The organism is Spirosoma migulaei, from assembly GCF_054776855.1.
Genome location: NZ_BAAHBG010000040.1, coordinates 66,477 through 85,543 on the forward strand (window position 1 = coordinate 66,477; position 19,067 = coordinate 85,543).

At 46.2% G+C, this 19,067-nt stretch carries 16 protein-coding genes; 6 read left to right on the top strand and 10 right to left on the bottom strand.

Annotation, left to right across the window (positions count from 1 at the left end; all coding sequences use genetic code 11):
* Positions 1-266: 266 nt before the first annotated feature.
* On the top strand, positions 267-428 hold the full coding sequence (locus ACYVGO_RS35885) for a lmo0937 family membrane protein (protein WP_142774341.1): 162 nt from the start codon (positions 267-269) through the stop codon (positions 426-428).
* 222 nt (positions 429-650) lie between these two features.
* Here the strand turns inward: ACYVGO_RS35885 and ACYVGO_RS35890 are convergent, their stop codons facing one another.
* The 6 genes from ACYVGO_RS35890 to ACYVGO_RS35915 all read right to left on the bottom strand — a co-directional run bounded on the left by ACYVGO_RS35890 (position 651) and on the right by ACYVGO_RS35915 (position 7,256).
* Positions 651-1,145 (bottom strand): hypothetical protein, encoded by a 495-nt coding sequence (locus ACYVGO_RS35890; protein WP_460973487.1) that lies wholly within the window; start codon positions 1,143-1,145, stop codon positions 651-653.
* A gap of 94 nt (positions 1,146-1,239) precedes the next feature.
* Entirely contained in the window at positions 1,240-1,473 is a 234-nt protein-coding gene (locus ACYVGO_RS35895) for a hypothetical protein (RefSeq protein ID WP_142774339.1), read from the bottom strand.
* A 508-nt stretch (positions 1,474-1,981) separates the two neighbouring features.
* On the bottom strand, positions 1,982-2,464 hold the full coding sequence (locus ACYVGO_RS35900) for a hypothetical protein (RefSeq protein ID WP_460973488.1): 483 nt from the start codon (positions 2,462-2,464) through the stop codon (positions 1,982-1,984).
* Between the two features lie 126 nt (positions 2,465-2,590).
* Positions 2,591-2,782 carry a hypothetical protein gene (locus ACYVGO_RS35905; RefSeq protein ID WP_142774338.1) on the bottom strand — a complete coding sequence of 64 codons (192 nt, stop codon included), beginning with the start codon at positions 2,780-2,782 and terminating at the stop codon, positions 2,591-2,593.
* Between the two features lie 149 nt (positions 2,783-2,931).
* Positions 2,932-5,754, bottom strand: coding sequence for a PAS domain S-box protein (locus ACYVGO_RS35910; RefSeq protein WP_460973489.1), 2,823 nt, complete (start codon positions 5,752-5,754; stop codon positions 2,932-2,934).
* 137 nt (positions 5,755-5,891) lie between these two features.
* A complete protein-coding gene (locus ACYVGO_RS35915) occupies positions 5,892-7,256 on the bottom strand; it encodes a sigma-54-dependent transcriptional regulator (protein ID WP_142774336.1) in 1,365 nt (454 codons plus the stop codon).
* Positions 7,257-7,858: 602 nt separating this feature from the next.
* On the opposite strand from ACYVGO_RS35915, the gene ACYVGO_RS35920 reads away from it, so the two are divergent.
* The gene (locus tag ACYVGO_RS35920) at positions 7,859-8,998 is read left to right on the top strand and encodes an FIST signal transduction protein (protein ID WP_460973490.1); all 1,140 of its coding nucleotides are present in this window, start codon (positions 7,859-7,861) and stop codon (positions 8,996-8,998) included.
* Positions 8,985-12,383 (top strand): PAS domain S-box protein, encoded by a 3,399-nt coding sequence (locus ACYVGO_RS35925; RefSeq protein ID WP_460973491.1) that lies wholly within the window; start codon positions 8,985-8,987, stop codon positions 12,381-12,383. The genes ACYVGO_RS35920 and ACYVGO_RS35925 overlap by 14 nt, the downstream gene beginning before the upstream one ends.
* Here ACYVGO_RS35925 and ACYVGO_RS35930 read toward each other — a convergent pair.
* The gene (locus ACYVGO_RS35930) at positions 12,372-13,622 is read right to left on the bottom strand and encodes a hypothetical protein (RefSeq protein ID WP_460973492.1); all 1,251 of its coding nucleotides are present in this window, start codon (positions 13,620-13,622) and stop codon (positions 12,372-12,374) included. The two genes, ACYVGO_RS35925 and ACYVGO_RS35930, sit on opposite strands and share 12 nt — an antisense overlap.
* Before the next feature lie 20 nt (positions 13,623-13,642).
* Positions 13,643-14,083 (bottom strand): hypothetical protein, encoded by a 441-nt coding sequence (locus ACYVGO_RS35935; protein ID WP_460973493.1) that lies wholly within the window; start codon positions 14,081-14,083, stop codon positions 13,643-13,645.
* Between the two features lie 371 nt (positions 14,084-14,454).
* Between ACYVGO_RS35935 and ACYVGO_RS35940 the strand changes: the two genes are divergently transcribed.
* Together ACYVGO_RS35940 and ACYVGO_RS35945 are read left to right on the top strand one after the other, a co-directional pair.
* On the top strand, positions 14,455-14,640 hold the full coding sequence (locus tag ACYVGO_RS35940; protein WP_142774331.1) for a helix-turn-helix domain-containing protein: 186 nt from the start codon (positions 14,455-14,457) through the stop codon (positions 14,638-14,640).
* A 149-nt stretch (positions 14,641-14,789) separates the two neighbouring features.
* Entirely contained in the window at positions 14,790-15,683 is an 894-nt protein-coding gene (locus ACYVGO_RS35945) for an NmrA family NAD(P)-binding protein (RefSeq protein ID WP_460973494.1), read from the top strand.
* Between the two features lie 32 nt (positions 15,684-15,715).
* Here ACYVGO_RS35945 and ACYVGO_RS35950 read toward each other — a convergent pair whose 3' ends face one another.
* Together ACYVGO_RS35950 and ACYVGO_RS35955 are read right to left on the bottom strand one after the other, a co-directional pair.
* A complete protein-coding gene (locus ACYVGO_RS35950) occupies positions 15,716-16,597 on the bottom strand; it encodes a sugar phosphate isomerase/epimerase family protein (protein WP_142776803.1) in 882 nt (293 codons plus the stop codon).
* 107 nt (positions 16,598-16,704) lie between these two features.
* Positions 16,705-18,243, bottom strand: coding sequence for a sensor histidine kinase (locus ACYVGO_RS35955; protein WP_460973495.1), 1,539 nt, complete (start codon positions 18,241-18,243; stop codon positions 16,705-16,707).
* A gap of 385 nt (positions 18,244-18,628) precedes the next feature.
* Between ACYVGO_RS35955 and ACYVGO_RS35960 the strand changes: the two genes are divergently transcribed.
* The gene (locus ACYVGO_RS35960; protein ID WP_460973496.1) at positions 18,629-18,976 is read left to right on the top strand and encodes a hypothetical protein; all 348 of its coding nucleotides are present in this window, start codon (positions 18,629-18,631) and stop codon (positions 18,974-18,976) included.
* Positions 18,977-19,067: the final 91 nt, after the last annotated feature.

Genomic DNA, 19,067 nt, shown 5'->3' on the forward strand with positions numbered 1-19,067 from the left:
AGAGTAGATGTAGCTTATTTAGTTTAATTACCTGCTAAAAAAGATAATTGTAAAAAGTAATATGAGAAAATGTTAATGAATTTATATTTGTTTATTAACGATGCTATGTATTCGTGCTGGCAGCTACTTAAATGCACTGTTCTGTACAAAATATTTGTTTTTTTATTGAGTTCAGACAATAGAATTACTAATTTTTATAACATATTCAAATAAGGATAGTTTATGCTATAAGTTGAAGTTAATTTATCATTAAAAGTAATAAACACATGGGCAATCTATTATACACCATTGCGGTGGTACTTATCATCATTTGGCTACTAGGTTTTTTAGGCTTTAATAGCTTCGGCATGGGTGGCATAATTCACATCCTGCTAGTTATTGCAGTTATTGCAATAATTTTGCGTCTGATTCAGGGCAGAAGCGTATAACGTATGATGCTTTCGAAGAATTATTAAGTTCATCAATAAAAAAGTCACCGTCGGTAACCATACCGACGGTGACTTTTTTATTGATGAACTTCTGGCTATATTCATAGAATTAGGGGGTTGTATTTTATAACTAATTTATAAAATACAACCCCCTAATTCTATGAATATAGCCAGATAACTACAAGATTATTCGCCTGTTTTAGTAAGCAACTAACTTATTTTTCAAGACATAGTACCTTTCTGGGCTTTATAACGAATTACGCCATGAAGAACGGGTTTTAACTTTTTTGCCAATTCATTCATGTAAATAAATCCTGCTTTTGATACCGAGGTTTTGCTTTTCTGATACCCAATAGGTACGACTTTACTATCACTTGGGTCATTACTATTGGCTTTTGAAGGTGTACGCATTTGACCGGTTAGCTTTACCAATCCGCCTGTAACCGTTAGTTGACCAACAAAAATGGCGTCTTGGTTATCAGTAAACGTATTCCCCTGCGAACTAATTAATATGCCATCGCTAGTGACTGAAAATAAGATAGATTGCTCTGTCAGCACCTTCCCAATGGCGATGTAAGCCTGATTGTCAGCTAAATTCGTAGTTATGAAGATTGTATGGGCTTCAGAAACTGGAAGAGACTGTCCTCTAGCGCGAGTAAACGTGCACAATAGTAAGGTAACTAGAAAAAGGGTTAGTGTGCGTAAATCGTGTTTCATCACATAGAACAGATAGAATCGGGAACCAGAATGCCTGGTAATTAGTCCATTACTTTGATCCTTGAGCCGGGTTAATTCGCTTGATTGGGTAGCCTTATAATCGTACTCTCCATTGAAGAAATCGAAAACCAGCGTAGGAGTACAGCAGAACACCCGATGTTTCGAGTATCGCTTCGAGCTGGTTTTGGGCGTAAATCCCTGTTTTGTAATCCTGTACCCAGTCAATTAGCGCTGCGCAGTATAAAAACAAACCGATCAGACTTCCGACAAGGATGCTAAGAATAAGTACTGGCTGCCGCATATGCGTTTTAAGGGTGGTAGGCTTCATTGAAGTATAGGTTTGGCCGTATCGAGCGGGGTGGTATCGATCTGTATAGACAATTTGTTTGCCAAAGGAATACGTAGATGGCTACACGAGTTGACTTGCTACGCTTATATGGAGCCTAATGGGCGTCTGTGCAGTGTATAACCACTTTTTGTGTTAATGTGCACGGCCTCACGATTTATTGAAAATCAGCTGGCCTATCATGCTTCGCTTAGCATGTGGGTACTATTTTCTACAGAATTGAAGGAGTTAAGGTACATGTACTATGTGCCTATCTGTTGTAAATTTACCTGAACTACTAAGATTTTTTTAGGGTATGGAAATTAGTAATCTTTATTCAGCACTTCCAACTAACCTGGCTTTGGAGATAGTGGATAAATTAATTGGCATGGATAGTAACCTACCCGCTCATGTTAAACCTCTGGTTGAATGGACGTCTGGAGATACCGAAACTAGTTGGTTAGCCTCTTTTTAGTAAGCGGTTTTTACGCGTTATCGCCTGGAGGATCGGTTATAAATCCTTAATGTCTTTTAGGGCTTTCCAGGGGACTTTCTGTTGTACAGTTGTTTTGGGATCTCCCGCACAAACCCGACATAGGTACCCGATTTCTAAAGACCAGCCCCTGTCTATATTGCCAAGTGCCAGGCGAATTTGCGTTCTTGGTGTCAGCCAGTTTACGGTTCTGAGTTCACCCACCTGAGCTACTTTTCCAGGACCATATTTTTCTGTTAACAAAGCCTCTAATTCAGCCGACGCGGCTTGTACATCTGCCTCGGTAATGGCAGGGGTTGTGTAATAATAATACGTAGCGGACAGTAGCGAATCTCCGTTGAACTCATACTCAAGGCCAACTGTCCGGGTAGCCAAGGGTACGCGCGAATAAACGACTTTGTCACGCTTTATGGAGGTAGGTTTTACGGATTCGGATTGCTTGACTTGCTTTGGCGAAAAGCCCCAGCGAACCTGGCGTACATCGGTTGTCTGCTGAGCCATAAGTTGGCCGACAGCAGTTAGTACTATTAAGAGTACACTAAGTAATCGTACGTAAGCAGTTTGCATGTTGAGTTAGTATAAACAAGCCCCGTGGCAATGCCCTGTCAGGGATAGATTTTGCAGATATCAATCAGGCCATTTCTCTAAACCTGAGGCAATGCGTAAAGCCCGTTGCACGTCCTCCCAGTAAAATCCACTATCGTAACCCGTTGACAACCGGTCGCATGTGGACAGAAAATCGTTGGCGGCATCAACATTTCCCTGCTGAGCAGAGGGTTGATCCTCATTGGGTGGTAGTTGATCGGATAGTCCCTCCATAGTTGTAAAACTAGGGTTTAGTGCCGCTGGTACGAATCAGTAGCCTAATTCTGGCGGTCGTGTTGATAGATTCTGTTATAAACTTCCAAACGGGCTAAATGATTTTATGTTCGAGGAGCTATTTGGGTTTGTACACTACGAGTTGTGCGCTAGCTGAGTTCATTTCCGGTTAGATACATAGCCTTCATGTGGTCAACCGCCGTCTTGATTTCCTGCTCAAAGTTGATAATCAGTTCACCAAGTTCCGGCGAACTGGTTTCGTTGCCTGCCAATTCCTCAATGCGTTGAAGCTCATCGAGCTGAGCCTGTAGTCCCATAATATCAACGGAGGGTTTTATTCGGTGGGCCACATATTTCGCTTTTGCATACTCTTTTGATTCATACGCTTCTCGGATCTCAGTGGCAGCAATGGGCACCTCTGTACAAAACAGTTGAATCATTTTTAGTGTAAACTCTTCGTCGCCCCGGCTGATGGCTTCCAGCTTCGTTAAATTATAGAGTGGCTTGTCCGGGCTGGTAGCAGTTAATCCGGTTACCGTGTCTATTCCCACCAGCCATTTCGTTAGTTTCTCAATCAGACTTTTCTCCTCGAACGGCTTTGCTAAAAAGTCATTCATCCCAGCAGAATAGCAGGCCTCTTTTTCGTTGCGTATAGCACTAGCCGTTAGTGCTATAATTGGAATAGTGGTGCTTATTTCTCGTCGAATAATACGGGTTGCTTCCAGGCCATCCATAACGGGCATTTGCACATCCATGAGTACGAGATCAAACGAGTCGGTTCTAAGGGTATCTACAGCAGTCAATCCGTTTGTAACCTCAACCAGATCAATTTCGTAGGGGTCAAGAATAGTTCTGACAATTAGTCGATTCATCTCATTATCCTCGACTAACAAAACGCGTTTCGACTGTAGAGCCTCGTCATTCTGAACCCCCTGTTCATCCACCAAAAGGTTTTCCGGATCACCAATTGGAAGGGATACATATACGCTTACGGTAGTTCCTTTGTGTTTTACGCTCTCCACCCGAATCTCTCCACCCATCAATTCAACTAACTGCTTGGTAATACTCATTCCCAGGCCTGTTCCGCCGTACCGGCGCCCAATACTCTCGTCTTCCTGGGTGAATTTTGTGAACAAATTCTGCTGAAAATCAGGCTCCATGCCAATACCTGTATCGGCTACGATAAGGTGAATGGCCTGTTGGTTCCCAATGGTGAGGCAGTCACACTGTACATGTACACGTCCGTGATCCGTAAACTTGATCGCATTCCCAATCAGATTAAGCAAGATCTGATTCAGTCGGTAGGGATCGCCGATAAGCACAGGTGCCAGGTCAGGATCAATGGTTGTTAGTAATTGGAGGCCTTTTTCGGTTGCATTCTGGGTCATAACCAGTGCCGCACGCTGTAGTAAATCGGCCAGATCAAAACCGATATGCTCCAGGGCAAGCTGGCCTGCTTCTATTTTAGAAAAGTCTAAGATGTCATTAATAATGACCAGCAGATTGCTGGCCGCGGTATTGATCATGCTCAAAAAAAACTGCTGATGATCGGTTAGGGTTGTTTTGGCCAGTTGTTGCCCCAGGCTCAGGATTGCGTTCATTGGCGTACGAATCTCGTGACTCATGTTGGCCAGAAAAAGCTCTTTTGCGTGGGATGAATGTTCTGCTTCCTGCTTGGCAATCCGAAGTTCGGATTCGAGTTGCTTTTGCTTGGTGATGTCCAGGTGAATGCCGGTCGAGCCAATTACTTCTCCTGTATCCGAATAAAGGGGTGCTCCACTAACCAGCCACCACATGGCTTCGCCCTGTTTGTTTTTAACAGCTACTTCATAGGCATCCATGACACCCTTCAATCGGCTATCATTTTTTTCCTTCATGACCTGAATATTCTGGCCTTTGAGCAAAATATCCGTTGCTATCTGCCCGATCAGTTCATTGGGGTCATAACCGCTCATGGTACAGAAACTCTGGTTCGTATACACGATGCGTTCGTCCAGGTCAACCTCAATCAACCCCAGATTCATATTCTCAATAATCCGCTGGTATTTTTCGTTCAGGTGAACGGCAATACCTTCGGCGCGTTTCCGCTTCGTAATGTCTGAATATTTCCAGAGGTGACCGGCGTACACACCGTCTGTAAAAACGGGGATATAGTCTCGCTCAAAAATGCGCCCATCCGCCAGTTCCAGTTCTTCGCCAATAACCGGCTGTTGATCTGCCAGGAGCTGATTTACCCGGTTTACAAACCAGTCTGGATTTTTGAAGAAATCCTTACTTTGTTCGGCCATTCCAGAGCAGTCCATGCCTTTTAGCTGATCGGGCGTTACTGGTAACGAGAACAGGTCGCAGAAATGCTGATTGACAAGCCCAATTGTCCGGTGCTCATCTTCGAGCAAAATGCCTTCCTGTAAATCGGCGATTAGATTGGCTAACCGGCTTGCCTGTAAGCGTACTGCCTCCTCTCGGCGTTTCTGGGCGGTAATGTCCGTGGTGGTTCCAATCATCAGCAGGGGTCTTCCGTCTGCCGAACAGCTAAACAACCGCCCCCGATCCAGAAAATACCGGTACGATCCATCTTTACCCAGAAGCCGATACGCGATACTATGGCTTGCCCACTGGTCAGGCGGGGACTGATCCAGGTCTGGAATGAGGGCCAAATCCCGGTCCATCGGATGTAGCAACTCGCTCCAGCCTTGAACTGTATCGGGAACTTCGTCAACGCTATAGCCCAGAATTTCGCGGTATCTGGGCGAGCGGAAGATGGCTCCAGTTTGCAGATTTAGCTCCCATATCGCGTCGCCAACGCCTTCCAGCGCAAACTTCCAGCGTTGTTCAATTAGCGCCATTTCAGTTTGCTGTTGGGCAATCGTGGCCTCCAGTTGTTGCTTTTCGCGTCGAAGCTGTTCGTTTTCCTGACGTAATGTTAGTGAAGCCAATGGCTCGGGTAGGGCAGAGGGGTGGGCATTTTCCATGCGTATATTGATTCAAGATTCCGCTAAAACTAGATTCTCAGGATTCTATGGAGTTAACTTTTTCTTTTCAGAACAACAGCATCCAGAGAACCCAAAGAATCAAAATGACCAAATTGGTCGAGTACTAGCGGTTTGCTTCAGGATAAAGTGAGTTCATTAGTCTGAAGCATTTTGTAAATGGTGGATTTGCCGATATCCAGCTTCTCGGCAACCAGCACCACATTGTTGTCGTATTTTTTTAGGTAGGATTTAATCACCTGTAGCGTATAATCCCGCAGGGTCTTATCGCCGGAGTTTAAGGAGATGTCCTCTGTGTCGGAAGCCAGCAGAATGTCTTCCGGCCTGATTTCCGTTCCGTCGCATAGCACAGCCGCCAACTCCATAACCGACTTCAGTTCCCGTACGTTACCAGGAAACGGATAGTGCATTAATTTGTCGGTGGCCTGAGAAGAAATAGCCATGAAGGGGAAGTTATTGGCTTTGCAAAAGTCATCCAGAAAAAAGCGCGCTAACACCATGATATCGGTTGGGCGATCGCGCAGCGGGGGCAGGGCAATAGGAAGGCCCAGAAGACGATAGTACAAATCCTCCCGAAATCGACCTTGCCTGACCTCTTCCAGTAAATTTTTGTGAGACGCAATCACCAGCCGAATATCCAGCGTTATTTTTTCGCTGCCCCCCACCCGAACAAGCTCTCGTTCCTGTAACACCCGCAGCAGCTTGCTTTGCAGGGTCAAGTCCAGTTCGGCAATCTCATCCAGAAATAGAGTCCCTTTATTGGCTTCTTCAAACCGCCCGATTTTCCGGGAAATGGCACCTGTAAATGCCCCTTTTTCGTGCCCGAATAATTCACTTTCTGCTAAACTGGGCGGAATAGCTGCCATATTAACGGCAACAAATGGCTTTTTCCGGCGATCAGAATGATAATGAATTGCTTTGGCAACCAGTTCTTTTCCGGTTCCGGTTTCGCCTGTAATGGATATATTGATGTTTGTTCGAACGGCTTTTTCAACGAGCGTAAACACCTTCCGAATCGCTGGGCTGTTTCCTTTTATAATCGAGCTGAAGTCATATTTCTGCCCCAGTTCTTCGCGTAATTGTTCAATCTCCTGCTTCAGGTTTTGATTTTCCCGAATCTTAAGAATGGCGTTCCAGAGCAGATCTTTTGTTCGATCATCCTTCACTAAATAATCGTGAACACCTGCCTGGAGCAGACTAACCGCCGTTTCAACATCTTTCTGACCACTAATCACAATCACCGGTGTATCAGGTAATTGTTCGTGAATACGCCGGAATAACTCAGCTCCGTTTGTATCCGGTAAGGAATAATCGATCGTGATCAGGTGGGGTGTACAGGTTCTGAGGTACTTCAGACAGCCCTCCCCGGTTGCAAATCGGTAGAGTTCATAATCAGGATTAAGGGATAGATGGTACTTAAGTACTTCACCATACCAGGGATCGTCCTCAACTATAAAAATACGGTAGGTATTAGGCTCATTCATGGTACAAGTTAGCTTACTATTAGTGTAGATATTGGCAAGTTGGGAATATTTATTGTTACCAATAGTAATGTTGATTTGACTAATTGGAATTTCAATTTATATAAAAAGGCAATTTGAACTACTAAATTACATGAATTCGATAGAATGAGCCGTAGTTACTTTATTACCAGGGTTTTACCAGGGCGGTAGATTTGCAAAAAGGCCGCTGGCAAACTGACGTAAAGACTTCCTTTGGTAACGCAATCTGTGAATAGGAAAACTGGTTCCAGCGATGCAGATGATTTTGATCAGGTTCTACAGCCTAAGTCGTGCCAACTAGTTAAATAGCTTCTATGGAGCTATTTAAGTTGGTTTTGCAACTACCTGTTTCCAGATTCTGGACAGTTTTTCCATTTCGTGTAGTACGGGCAGTGTGGATGGGCAGTGTTCAATGGTTCTTTGTTTTTCCAGAAAATAGACTTCATTTCCAGATTGTGGAATGAGTGTATCTGGAATTGTGAGCTAAAAGGCTTATTGTTAATTACTTATCATGGTGATTTTGATTGGTCTCTATTTTGTGTGTAACCAGTATTTGCGCAAAACGCACGCCAATAACTTTCTCTATGATCGTCTCAATTGTTCAGTTTAATGAAAATGTCTGGTCGAAACACACGATTAGTCAGTCGTTGGAGGATGCACAAGCGCAACTTGTTTTATGCTTCGCAGCTAAAGAAATTTTACAGTCCGATTCCATATTTGACACAGTCCGCGCTAAATTTCCCAATGCAGCCATCGCATTATGCAGTACCGCGGGAGAAATTTACCATGATATTGTCCAGGACAATACGCTGATCGCCGTAGCTATTCAGTTTGCCGATACCCGGATTGTAACGGCATCCGTCAATATCCGCGATTTTAATACAAGCTTCGACGCTGCCCAACGGCTGACCGAGCAATTGGAACGAGAAGACCTGGTCTACATGCTTGTCTTGTCGGATGGTGGTCTGGTAAATGGTAGTGAACTGGTAAAAGGCTTACAGGCAGGGGCTGGAAACGTTTTAGTAACGGGTGGTTTGGCTGGGGATGCCGCCAAATTCAACTCCACGCTGGTTGGCTTAAATCAACAGCCTACGGAGGGTACCATTGTGGCAATTGGCTTCTATGGCCAAAAGCTGGTGGTTACCCATGGCTCAAAAGGGGGATGGGCTATGTTTGGTCTGGAAAAGGAGATAACCCAGTCAGAAAGCAACGTATTGTATGAAATTGATCATGAGAATGCTTTAGGGATTTATAAAAAGTATTTGGGGGATGATGCAGAAAATTTACCCGGCTCGGCTTTCTACTTTCCGCTTGCTGTAACCATCCCTGATTCCGATAAACCCGTAGTTCGCACGATTCTCTCCATTGATGAAGACAGAAAACGCATGACATTCGCTGGCGATGTACCTGTGGGTTCTAAAGTTCGCTTTATGAAAGCAAATTTTGATAAACTCACGGCAGCTGCTGCAACCGCGGCTCAGCAAACCAGCTTACCCAACGAGCAGAAACCGGATTTAGCCTTATTAATTAGTTGTGTTGGCCGAAAGCTTATTTACGGTCCACGTATTGATGAGGAAGTTGAATTGGTTAGCGAAACACTGGGTAAGCAGGTACCACTTGTGGGTTTTTATGCCAACGGGGAGATTTCTCCTTTTAATGAAGGTGGCCCGTGTCAGTTGCACAACCAGACAATGACAATTACGTCCTTTTATGAACTTCCATAAACTATTGTCGAAGCAGGTCCAGCGCCATTTACCCGAGGAACTTCGGAGCAATCCTGCTATGGGTAAATTCCTGGATGTGATCAGCGAGTCGTATAGAGCGCTGGAACGGGATCGGGAGTTGGTGGAGCGCGCATTTACCATTAGCGAGTGCGAATACGTAGAGATAAATGATAAACTCAAGCATGAAATTGACCTGAAGAAACGATCGGTCGAAAAATTAAAAGAAGCCGTTAGCACTATTTCCGGTGTTGATACGCCCCACGATTCCAATGATTTGCTCGGCATTGCCCGAGTCCTAAGCCAGCAGGTCAGCAAACGAAAAAATGCCGAGGAGGTATTTACCTCCTTAATTGCCAACATGCAAAGTGGGGTATTGCTGGAAGATGAGAACCGGAAAATAGCGTTTACAAATCAGGTTTTTTGCGATTTGTTTGGCATTACGGCTCCTCCCGAGCTACTGCAGGGCATGGACTGCACCCATACCGCCGAACAAACAAAAGGACTATTCAGAAACTCAGATGCCTTTGTTGAACGGATCAATACCATTCTGTTACAACAAAAGTTAGTGACGGGTGAGATCCTGGAGCTTGTTGACGGAAGTGTACTTCAACGGGATTACATCCCCATTTTTATCGATCAGAAATACAAAGGTCACCTATGGAGCTATACTGATATTACCGAGCGGAAACGGAACCAGGATGCCCTTGAGCAAAGCGAATTGAAGAATCGCTTAATTATGAATGCGGCTCTGGATGCCATTGTGACCATTGATCGGGCCGGACTAATTACGTTCTGGAACCCTCAGTCCGAGAATATATTTGGCTGGAAGGCCGCCGAAGTGATTGGTAAACGATTGTCGGACATCATTATCCCGGATGTACATCGAACTGCCCACGAGCGGGGAATGGAACGCTACAAAAAAACCGGACACGGGCCTGTGATGGGGAAACAAATGGAGTTGCCCGCCATTAACCGGGAGGGAAAAACGTTTCCTATCGAATTATACATCATACCGGTTAAACAGGGCGACGATGAGTTCTTTTGCTCCTTCATACGGGATATTTCGGAACGCAAAAAGACGGAGGAGAAACTGGAACGGCTATCGATGGTAGCCAGTGCGAATAAGAACGGAATCGTTTTTGTTGGGCTTGATCGAAAAATTTTCTGGGCCAATGAAGGATTTAGTAATCTTACCGACTATAGTAATGCCGAAATAATTGGGAAAACACCCATTGAGCTTTGTAAAGGGCCATTTTCTGACCGTGCCAGCCTGAGAACGATGATCGAATCGTTTGATAAAGGGATTCCCTTTGATATTGAAGGAATCCATTATAAAAAAGATGGGACCTGGTTTTGGGGCCGGACGCAGGGGCAGCCGGTGGTAAATAAACAGGGAGAAATTACGCACTACTTTTCCATGATTGAAGACATTTCCGCCGAAAAAGTAGTGCAGCGGAAATTGAAAGAATACGAAGAGCGCTTACGCATGGCCCTAACCAACGTGGGCGACAATTACTGGGAACACGACTTCATAACGGGTAAAACCTACTTTTCCAATCCCGGTACAACGTTGCTGGGTTTTCAACTGGAAGAGTTTACGAATGTGGCAGACTTGTGGTGGAGCCGTGTCCATCCGGACGATAAATCGATTTTAGAAGCAAACGACAGACAGTACAAAGCCGGATTGATTACCAATCATCACAATGAATACCGTATGATTCATAAGGATGAAACGATTCACTGGGTACTCGATCGGGGCGTTGTTACAAAAACGGATGAGGAGGGTAAGCCGCTTAAAATAATTGGCACCCATATTGACATTACCCGACAAAAAGAGCTGGAGTTAGAACTCACCTACGCAAAAGAAGTAGCCGAAGAATCCACTAAAGCGAAGGAATTATTTCTGGCGAACATGAGCCATGAAATCCGGACTCCCATGAACGCTATTATGGGTATGGCGAATCAGTTGACGAAAACGTCGCTGACGTCGGATCAGCTGTTTTATCTGAACACGATCCAGTCCGCCACCGATAATCTATTGATTATCATCAATGATATACTTGATCTGTCGAAAATTGAAGCCGGTAAATTATCCCTTGAACAAATAGGATTTGAGCCCAAACTGGTGGTAGGCAAGGCCATGCAGGTGATGATGCATAAGGCCCAGGAAAAGGGATTGTTATTCACGAATTCATTTTGCGACAGTCATTTGTCGCCGATTTTAATTGGCGATCCTTATCGGATTACGCAGGTTCTGCTCAATCTGATCTCCAATGCCATCAAGTTTACCCATAAAGGAAGTGTCGATATCCGCTGCCAGGTCATTCAGGAAAATGAAGACGAACAGCTTATTGAAGCAACCGTTCAGGATACCGGAATAGGCATGGATGAGTCCTTCTCCCAGAATCTATTTCAGAACTTCAGGCAGGAAGATGAGTCCGTTACCCGGCGGTTTGGAGGTACTGGCTTAGGTCTCAGTATCAGCAAAAATTTAGTTGAACTGATGGGCGGCACCGTGCAGGTGGAAAGTAAAAAAGGAGTAGGGACGTCGGTTTCGTTTCGTATTCCGTTTCGGAAAGGAAGTCAGGAAAACTTACCTGTACGGGAAGTTGAAGAGACAAATACGGCTATTCTTGCTGGAAAACGAATTCTGATGGCCGATGACAATGGCATGAATCGCCTGGTGGCATCTACTATATTAAAAAACTATGGTGCCCTGATTGAGGAAGCGGAGAACGGACGGGAAGCGGTTGAGAAAATACGGCAACAGCATTTTGATCTTGTGTTGATGGATATCCAAATGCCGGTGATGGATGGAGTAGAAGCCACCCATGAAATCCGGGCCACCTTAAGTGACCAACTACCGGTTATTGCCTTAACGGCTTTTGCGGTGAAAGGAGATAGCCAGAAATTTATTGGTGCCGGTATGAGTGATTACTTATCCAAACCCTTTGAAGAAACTCAGTTGCTTGCGGTCGTGGCCAAGTGGCTTGGCAAAGTGGAAATTCCAGCTCCGAAACCAGAAGATGAAGGTAACGTCTTAGAAGTGGCTCCCTTATATGATCTGTCTAAACTTAAACGCCTGGCCAGGGGGGATGAGTCATTCATCACTAAAATGATCAACTTATTTGTTGGATATGGCCCTGAGTCGGTGAACGAAATCAAAGAGGCTTATGCCATCGGCGATTTCGAAAAAATAAGTAAGACGGCCCACCGCATGAAACCGTCGCTGGATAATTTAGGCATTACATCCTTGACGGAAACAATCAGGACCATCGAAGCAAAAGCCGACGTATATGGTGCATCGGAACAGTTGGAACAACTGATTGATAAACTGGACAAGGTGATTACCAAGGTTGTCAACGACCTAACATCAGGCCTCTGACCAGAAGGCAAGGTCATGCAGGAGTAGTTTCTGGGCCGACACCGCTTGGGTTCGATTCAGCCAGTACGTCAGGGCATCGTTCCAGGTGGTCAGTTGCCAGTCTGTCTGCTGATGCCATTCCTCCTGACGACTATAGGCCGAGAGATGATGCGTGATGGTATGAACCAGATACAGCATTTCGGACAGGTTCGTATCAATTGGGTGGCGCTCCCGAAATAACTGCCATTCGGGCTGGTTCAAGGTAGCGTCGATCTGCTGCCGGATAACGCCATACCCTTTGTGTTCAATCAGCGTGGTTGATTGATAGAGGAAATGAAAGAGGTCATACAGGCCCGGTAACTCCGCCTGATAGAGTGCCCAGTCTACAACACACAACCGATCTCCCATCAATAACGCGTTTCTGGGCGTAAAATCGCCATGGGCAGCCGCCAGCGGAACCGCTGATTGCTCATTGATACTGCGCATTAGCTGCTCCAGTTTAATAAGCAGGCTGACGGGAATTCGGGGATCGTTGGTTATCCATAATTCCGAAACCGTTTCACGAGCTTGCAGCCAGAAATCGGTCTGTTGTAACAGTTGGGTGTGCCAGTTCCGGCTAACCAGTTCCTGTAAGGCACCACTGGGGAAATCGGCCAGCTGGGTTGTTTGCCGACCATCAGCCAGCCCCATATCTTCCTGAATCAGAACAGCGCCTGAATAGGATTTTAGTCGTGGGGTTTCCAGTTCCAGGAAGGGTACCCGTTGCACCTGCCGGAGCGCCAGTGCTTCCTGACGCAGGGTATTGGTTGCGGGCGAAGTCAGCGCGATTTTCAGAAAGTAGCTTTTTGAGGAACGGGTGCTGTACCAGAGCACAAGCTTACGATTCGGGCTGGGCGTACCCATAAATAATGCCCACCGGTTTAGCTGGCTACGGCGAAAAAGCTGATAGCCAGCGACAGTTGTGTAGAGAATGAGACGATCCTGCGCAACCAAACGCCCTAATTTTAGCCGGAACAGCAGCCTGACCAGCCAGATAAATACCTGAGCCCGTTGACTACCAACCTGGTAAAATCGTAAAAAATCCGGCTGATCCGCACCTACTGGCCAGATCCAGCGAATGCTGCCATCTGGGTTACGGTACAGATAACAGGAAATGGAACAGGTAAAGTCGGGTGTAGGTGTTGCTGATACTGGAAGGCCGATAGCGCCTAGACCTGTCTGCAACCGCTGACTATCTGCTTGGTAAACATACGTGCTCATGCAGTCGGGAGTTACCAGTTTTATGCCAGCGCTGCAAATAGCCTCTGGCGGGCTCTATTCGATAATTTCGCGCTCAGGCTGTTCCAGTTTATGGAAATTCTCTCTGGAAACTGGAAACTGGTCTGGTGATGACTTGACCCCATCCGGCTGTTTGTGAGCATGCCATATAGCCTGATAAAGCTGATTGAAACGCTAATCAGGTACAGAATCTGATGCTGTTGAAGGATGCGGGCTGATGCGTAGAAACGAGGTACAACTCCACCATGAATTTGCACGATAATCTTATCCTTTCGGGCAAGGATCGCCTGTGTCCATAACGGCTCCACCTGAAACGGATTTCGACTGGCTTTAAATAGTTGGGTCGTGTAGGTTCGTTTGGGGTAATCGTGCGCCAGATTGACCGAAAATCCCCCAGACTTCAACGGCAAGGCCTGCCTGTTGCTGCTGGGTCGCCAGTTCATGCACTACGTTGTCGATGCCGTTCATTCCGGCCGCATTAGCCTTGCCCGAATAAGATGAATGAATTCCATATGAGTAAACCGTACAACAGCTTGCTTGAGAAATACGAATTCGAATATCGAATGATGGTGTCAATCAGTTAAGTAGTTGATTGTCAGTATATATTGGAGTGGTTAGTGCTGGTTTCATTTATGCCGTGGCATCTTTTTCCAAAATATGGAAAACTGCTACTCAATCGGGTTAAATGGGGACCGGAATGGCGGGAGGCAGTGTCTCTATAAGGACGGGGTTACACGAAACAATCTTCTTTAACAAAATCTTAGTGAATTACCTGCCTATACCGGCAGGAGGAAGTAGTCAAACAAGTTGAGTCATGCCTAAAGCCATCAAAGGAACGGTATTTTATACTCTTCCAGAAGCAGCTCAGGAATTGCACATTACGGTTGGTCGGTTGAAAAGCTATCTGGATCAAAACCGGTTAACCAGTGAACGAATTGGCAGATCGGAGTTTATCCGCGAACAGATTTTACTCGCGTATCTGGCCAAACGAAGGTTGTAAGTAGCCTGTGCTACAAATTGCCACGACAAAACAATAGCCAGTCTATATTGCGTTCTGATACAGGCTGGTTATTGGGTATTAGTTACTAAATCCGGGTGAATAGGTTGGCAATCACTACATGAATCAATAACTTTCTCTCATACATTTAAATGACAACAACAATTGTAGTGGCCGGTGGAACCGGGGATCTCGGCGGTCGGATTACTAATGCATTGCTCGATAAAGGTGCCGATGTGCGTGCGTTGGTTCGTTCTACTACCGATCCCGCGAAGGTGGAAAAACTTGTGGAACGGGGTGTGCAGGTTGTCTGGGTTGACTTATCGGATGTGGCCGGACTTGCCCAGGCGTGCGTGGGGGCCTCCTGTGTAATTTCAGCCTTGCAGGGCTTGCGCGACGTAATCGTAGATGCCCAGTCTGCCCTGCTCGATGCGGCACTGGCGGCAGGGGTGCCTCGCTTCATTCCGTCCGACTTTTCAAGTGACTTTACAAAACTGACCGTTGGCGACAACCGAAACTTCGATTTGCGTCGGGAATTCAATGCGCATCTGGATACAAAGCCGGGTATAGCAGGTACATCGATTCTGAACGGGGCTTTCGCGGAGTTGTTAACCTACAACATTCCATTTCTCAATTTTAAGAAAAAGCAGGTTGGTTACTGGGAACGTGCCGACTGGCGGGTGGATTTTACGACTATGGATAATACCGCAGCTTTTACGGCCGCAGCTGCGATGGACTCTGCTACTCCAAGAGTTCTGCGCATTGCCAGTTTTCAGATTAGTGCCAATGAGCTGGCCGCGGTTGCCAGGGAAATAACGGGAGAGGATTTTACGTTGGTGCGAATGGGTAGCCGGGATGAACTGGCGGCCTACAACAAACGTGAACGGGCAGCGCATCCCGAAGGAGAACAGGACGTGTATCCGGACTGGCAACGGGGTCAGTACATGCACAGCATGTTCAGCGTCCAGAACGACCCGCTCGATAACGACCGTTACCCGGATATACACTGGACTCGTGTTCAGGAAGTACTGGCAAAACGCCGATAGAAGATAGGAAATAACTCATTATATGGCTGCCCTTACGCTTTGGTGATCATCCGGTCGAAAACGGCTCGCTGTGCTTTCATAGACGCCACTTTATCGGCCGGATTGGTATGGCATTCCAGAAGTACCCAGCCTTTATAATTCAGTTGAACCAGGTTAGTCAGCAGGTCCTGATAGGGATAGTCGGTCCGGTCCAGTTCACGAACGTGGCAGGTAGCGCCCAGCCGATCTTTTACTAAGTTGAAGTTGGATTGGAACCCCTTACCATTGAGGTCTTGCGGGTTGCAATTCCAGCAAATGCTGGCATTTGGATGGTTGGCCACATCCATAATCCGTTTCGTCATTGGCAGTTCCTGGGTCTCCTCCCCGTGCACTTCCAGCCGAATCTGCTGCCCGAATTCAGCGCCATATCGGGCCAGTTCGTTTAGCGATGCGCCGATTTGTGCGACCGTTTTTTCGGTCGGGACCTCTTTATGAAGGGCGTTGGGTTTCACTTTTACACCCGATCCGCCCACATCGGCACTCAACCGAATAAACTCTTTTGCCCGTTCAATCGATGCGTTCAGCTGGCTTTGATCTACATAATCAAATTGCTGGTTTGTGCCAAGCCCAACGAGTTTAACCGGGCTGTCGGTAAATTTCTTTTTGACCTCCAGCCGTTGTGCTGCATTCAGCTCGGGCATGACGTTATGGGCGTGCTCCACGCGCAGTTCTACACCGAGAATGTTTGTATCCGCGCAATTTTTAATCAGCGTGGATAAATCCCAGTCTTTACCCCATAAATAGGTGACGAATCCCAATTTGATTCCTGATTTGTCCCGTGTGGATTCACTGGCAAAAGTTGGTCCCACCAGCATAGAAGCGCCAGCCAGCAGGGAAATCTCTTTCAGGAATGTTTTTCTGTCGATAACTGACATAGCCATTGGATGTACAGGTTGAAACCTCCTGAAATAGGCAAGACTCAGGTGCCTGGTTGTACATCTGGTAAAGTTGGTCAGCCGCTATTGTTACTTGCCGGGGCTCCTTAACTATCCGGCTCTGTGATCGGGAAGTACAACGTGAACGTTGCTCCTGCTCCCTCGCGGCTATGGGCAACAACGAGGCCATGGTGATTGGTCATCACTTTGCGAACAATAGCCAGGCCAATACCCGATCCTTTGTACGCACTACTACGGCCGTGTAGCCGTTCAAACGCGCCGAAAATCTTCTCTCGATACGCTTCATCAAAGCCAATTCCCTGATCACGTACCTTAATTTGCCAATAGTATTGCCCTGGTAAGCCCGGCAACCGAACATCGGCGGGTAGTTCGGTTCGTCCCTTTTTCTCGCTTGTGATCCTGATGTGCGGTGCCTGGCCTGGTTTGCTAAATTTTAGCCCATTGGAGATCAAATTCTGAAATACCTGGCGTAGTTGCAATGCATTACCCATCAGTGTGGGTAGGTTGCCAACCTCTATGGATGCTCCTTTTTCCTGCACCGCCAGTTCAAGATCAATGAGAACCTCCTCAACAAGTTTGGGTAACTCCACTAGCTGATGTCTTGTGTCATCACCTTTTGACAGCCGGGAGTAGTCTAATAAATCCCGAATGAGTGACTGCATACGCTCGGTTGTCGATTGCATTTTCTTGAGTAAGTCGACTCCTTTACCAAGAGCAGTACCATATTGATCGACTAAGGCAGTACTAAACAACTGTATTTTTCGGAGGGGTTCCTGCAAATCGTGGCTGGCTACGGAGGCAAATTGCTCAAGGCTGGTATTCGACTCCCGAAGTTGCTGTTCAATTTGCTTACTTTCTGTAATGTTCATAAACGTGACCACCACATTATCCCGATCATGGCGAACGGCCGATATTTGAAACCAGCCCTCTAAGCCTAACTCATCTCGGTAGGGTTGGGTCATTTGTTCCGGCTGACCTGTTTCCACTACGCGTACATACGAGTCGAAAAAACCATTTTCCTTATTACCCGGAAATTTTTCCAGCAATCGCTGACCAATAACTTCCTCGGGCTTTAAGTTTGTGCTACTCAGAACGGCCTGGTTGGAAAACTCAATCAGGAAATCAATGATCTGTCCGGTTTGGTCGTCACGAACGGCTTTCATGTAAAAAATACTGTTGAGCGATGCATCCAGTGTAGCACGGAGCTGTTCCGCTTGTCGCTGCAGTTTCAGCTGCTCCGCTGGAATACCGAGGAAATTGACCATAATCCCATCGCCCTGTTTACGCACCGACAGGGTAAACCAGTCCATACCGTTGTCGTTTCGAGAGGGGTGATAATCTTCACCCTGGTACGTCTGGCCGGTTTCGACCACCTCTATGTAGTGGGCAAATAGTACCAACTGGACGAATTGAGGAAATAGCGTTAGCAAGGTAGTGGCTTGTAATTCTTCGACCGAAGAACCAATCCACTTCTGAAACTGGGTATTTACAAGCGTAATGCGAAAGTCGGTGATCTGACCAGTAGCTGGATCGCGCACAGCTCTGGCTACATAGGTATTTGTAAGTGAAGTCTCTACGAGTGTCTGGAGTAACTCAGACGATTCATCGGTAAAGCGTACATTCATACAGATGGTAATGAATAGCTTAGATAGCTAATTGGCAGATTTTCAGGTGTATGATTGAGTTCTACTGGTATAAGAAGGGTTTAATTAATCACCCGCCATTATAGAAAATCTCGTTGATTCCGTTATCATGATGGTAAGTGCTAACCCTAACGTATGTAGGCTCATCTGAACGATACTATTTGTGGGGTATAAATGTTTATACATGTAAAAAAATTGTTATAATTATTTGGTAAACCGAGTACGGATTGTCTTGTCTTTATAGCTTTTTGTAAAGCTGGTGTCACCTTTTTGTAATCAGGACCGTATGCTCACTTATGGCCTCTCTTTTAGCCAAAGCGATTAAAGGCAGAGTTTGACTACCAATAAACAAACTCAACGCACAGTTATGAAAAAGGCAATTATGATGGGAGCGCTGTTTCTTGCGGTAGCGAGCTTCAGTGCACAGGCACAAACAACCTCGGGCAGCGGAACGGGGAACGGAACGAATGGATCGGCTGCTCAAAATGGGGCAACGGATACGACGGGCAGATCTAATCGGTCAGGTACCAGAGGTAATCGGTCGATGAACAGTAATTCCAGCTCTAATGGCACTGCTGGTCAGAACAGTAACTCTATGTCGAATCAGTCAGATAACCAGGGGAAAGGCCGGATGAACCGGAAAATGAAACGGAATAGCAATCGCATGAATAGCGATTCAACGTCTACCTCTACGAGTGGCAATCCGCCACGGTAGTCAGGCACATGAATAGCCTATCATTGAAAAAGGGATCCAGTTAGGTTGAAACCTGACTGGATCCCTTTTTTTGTTTGGTAAGTACTTGTAT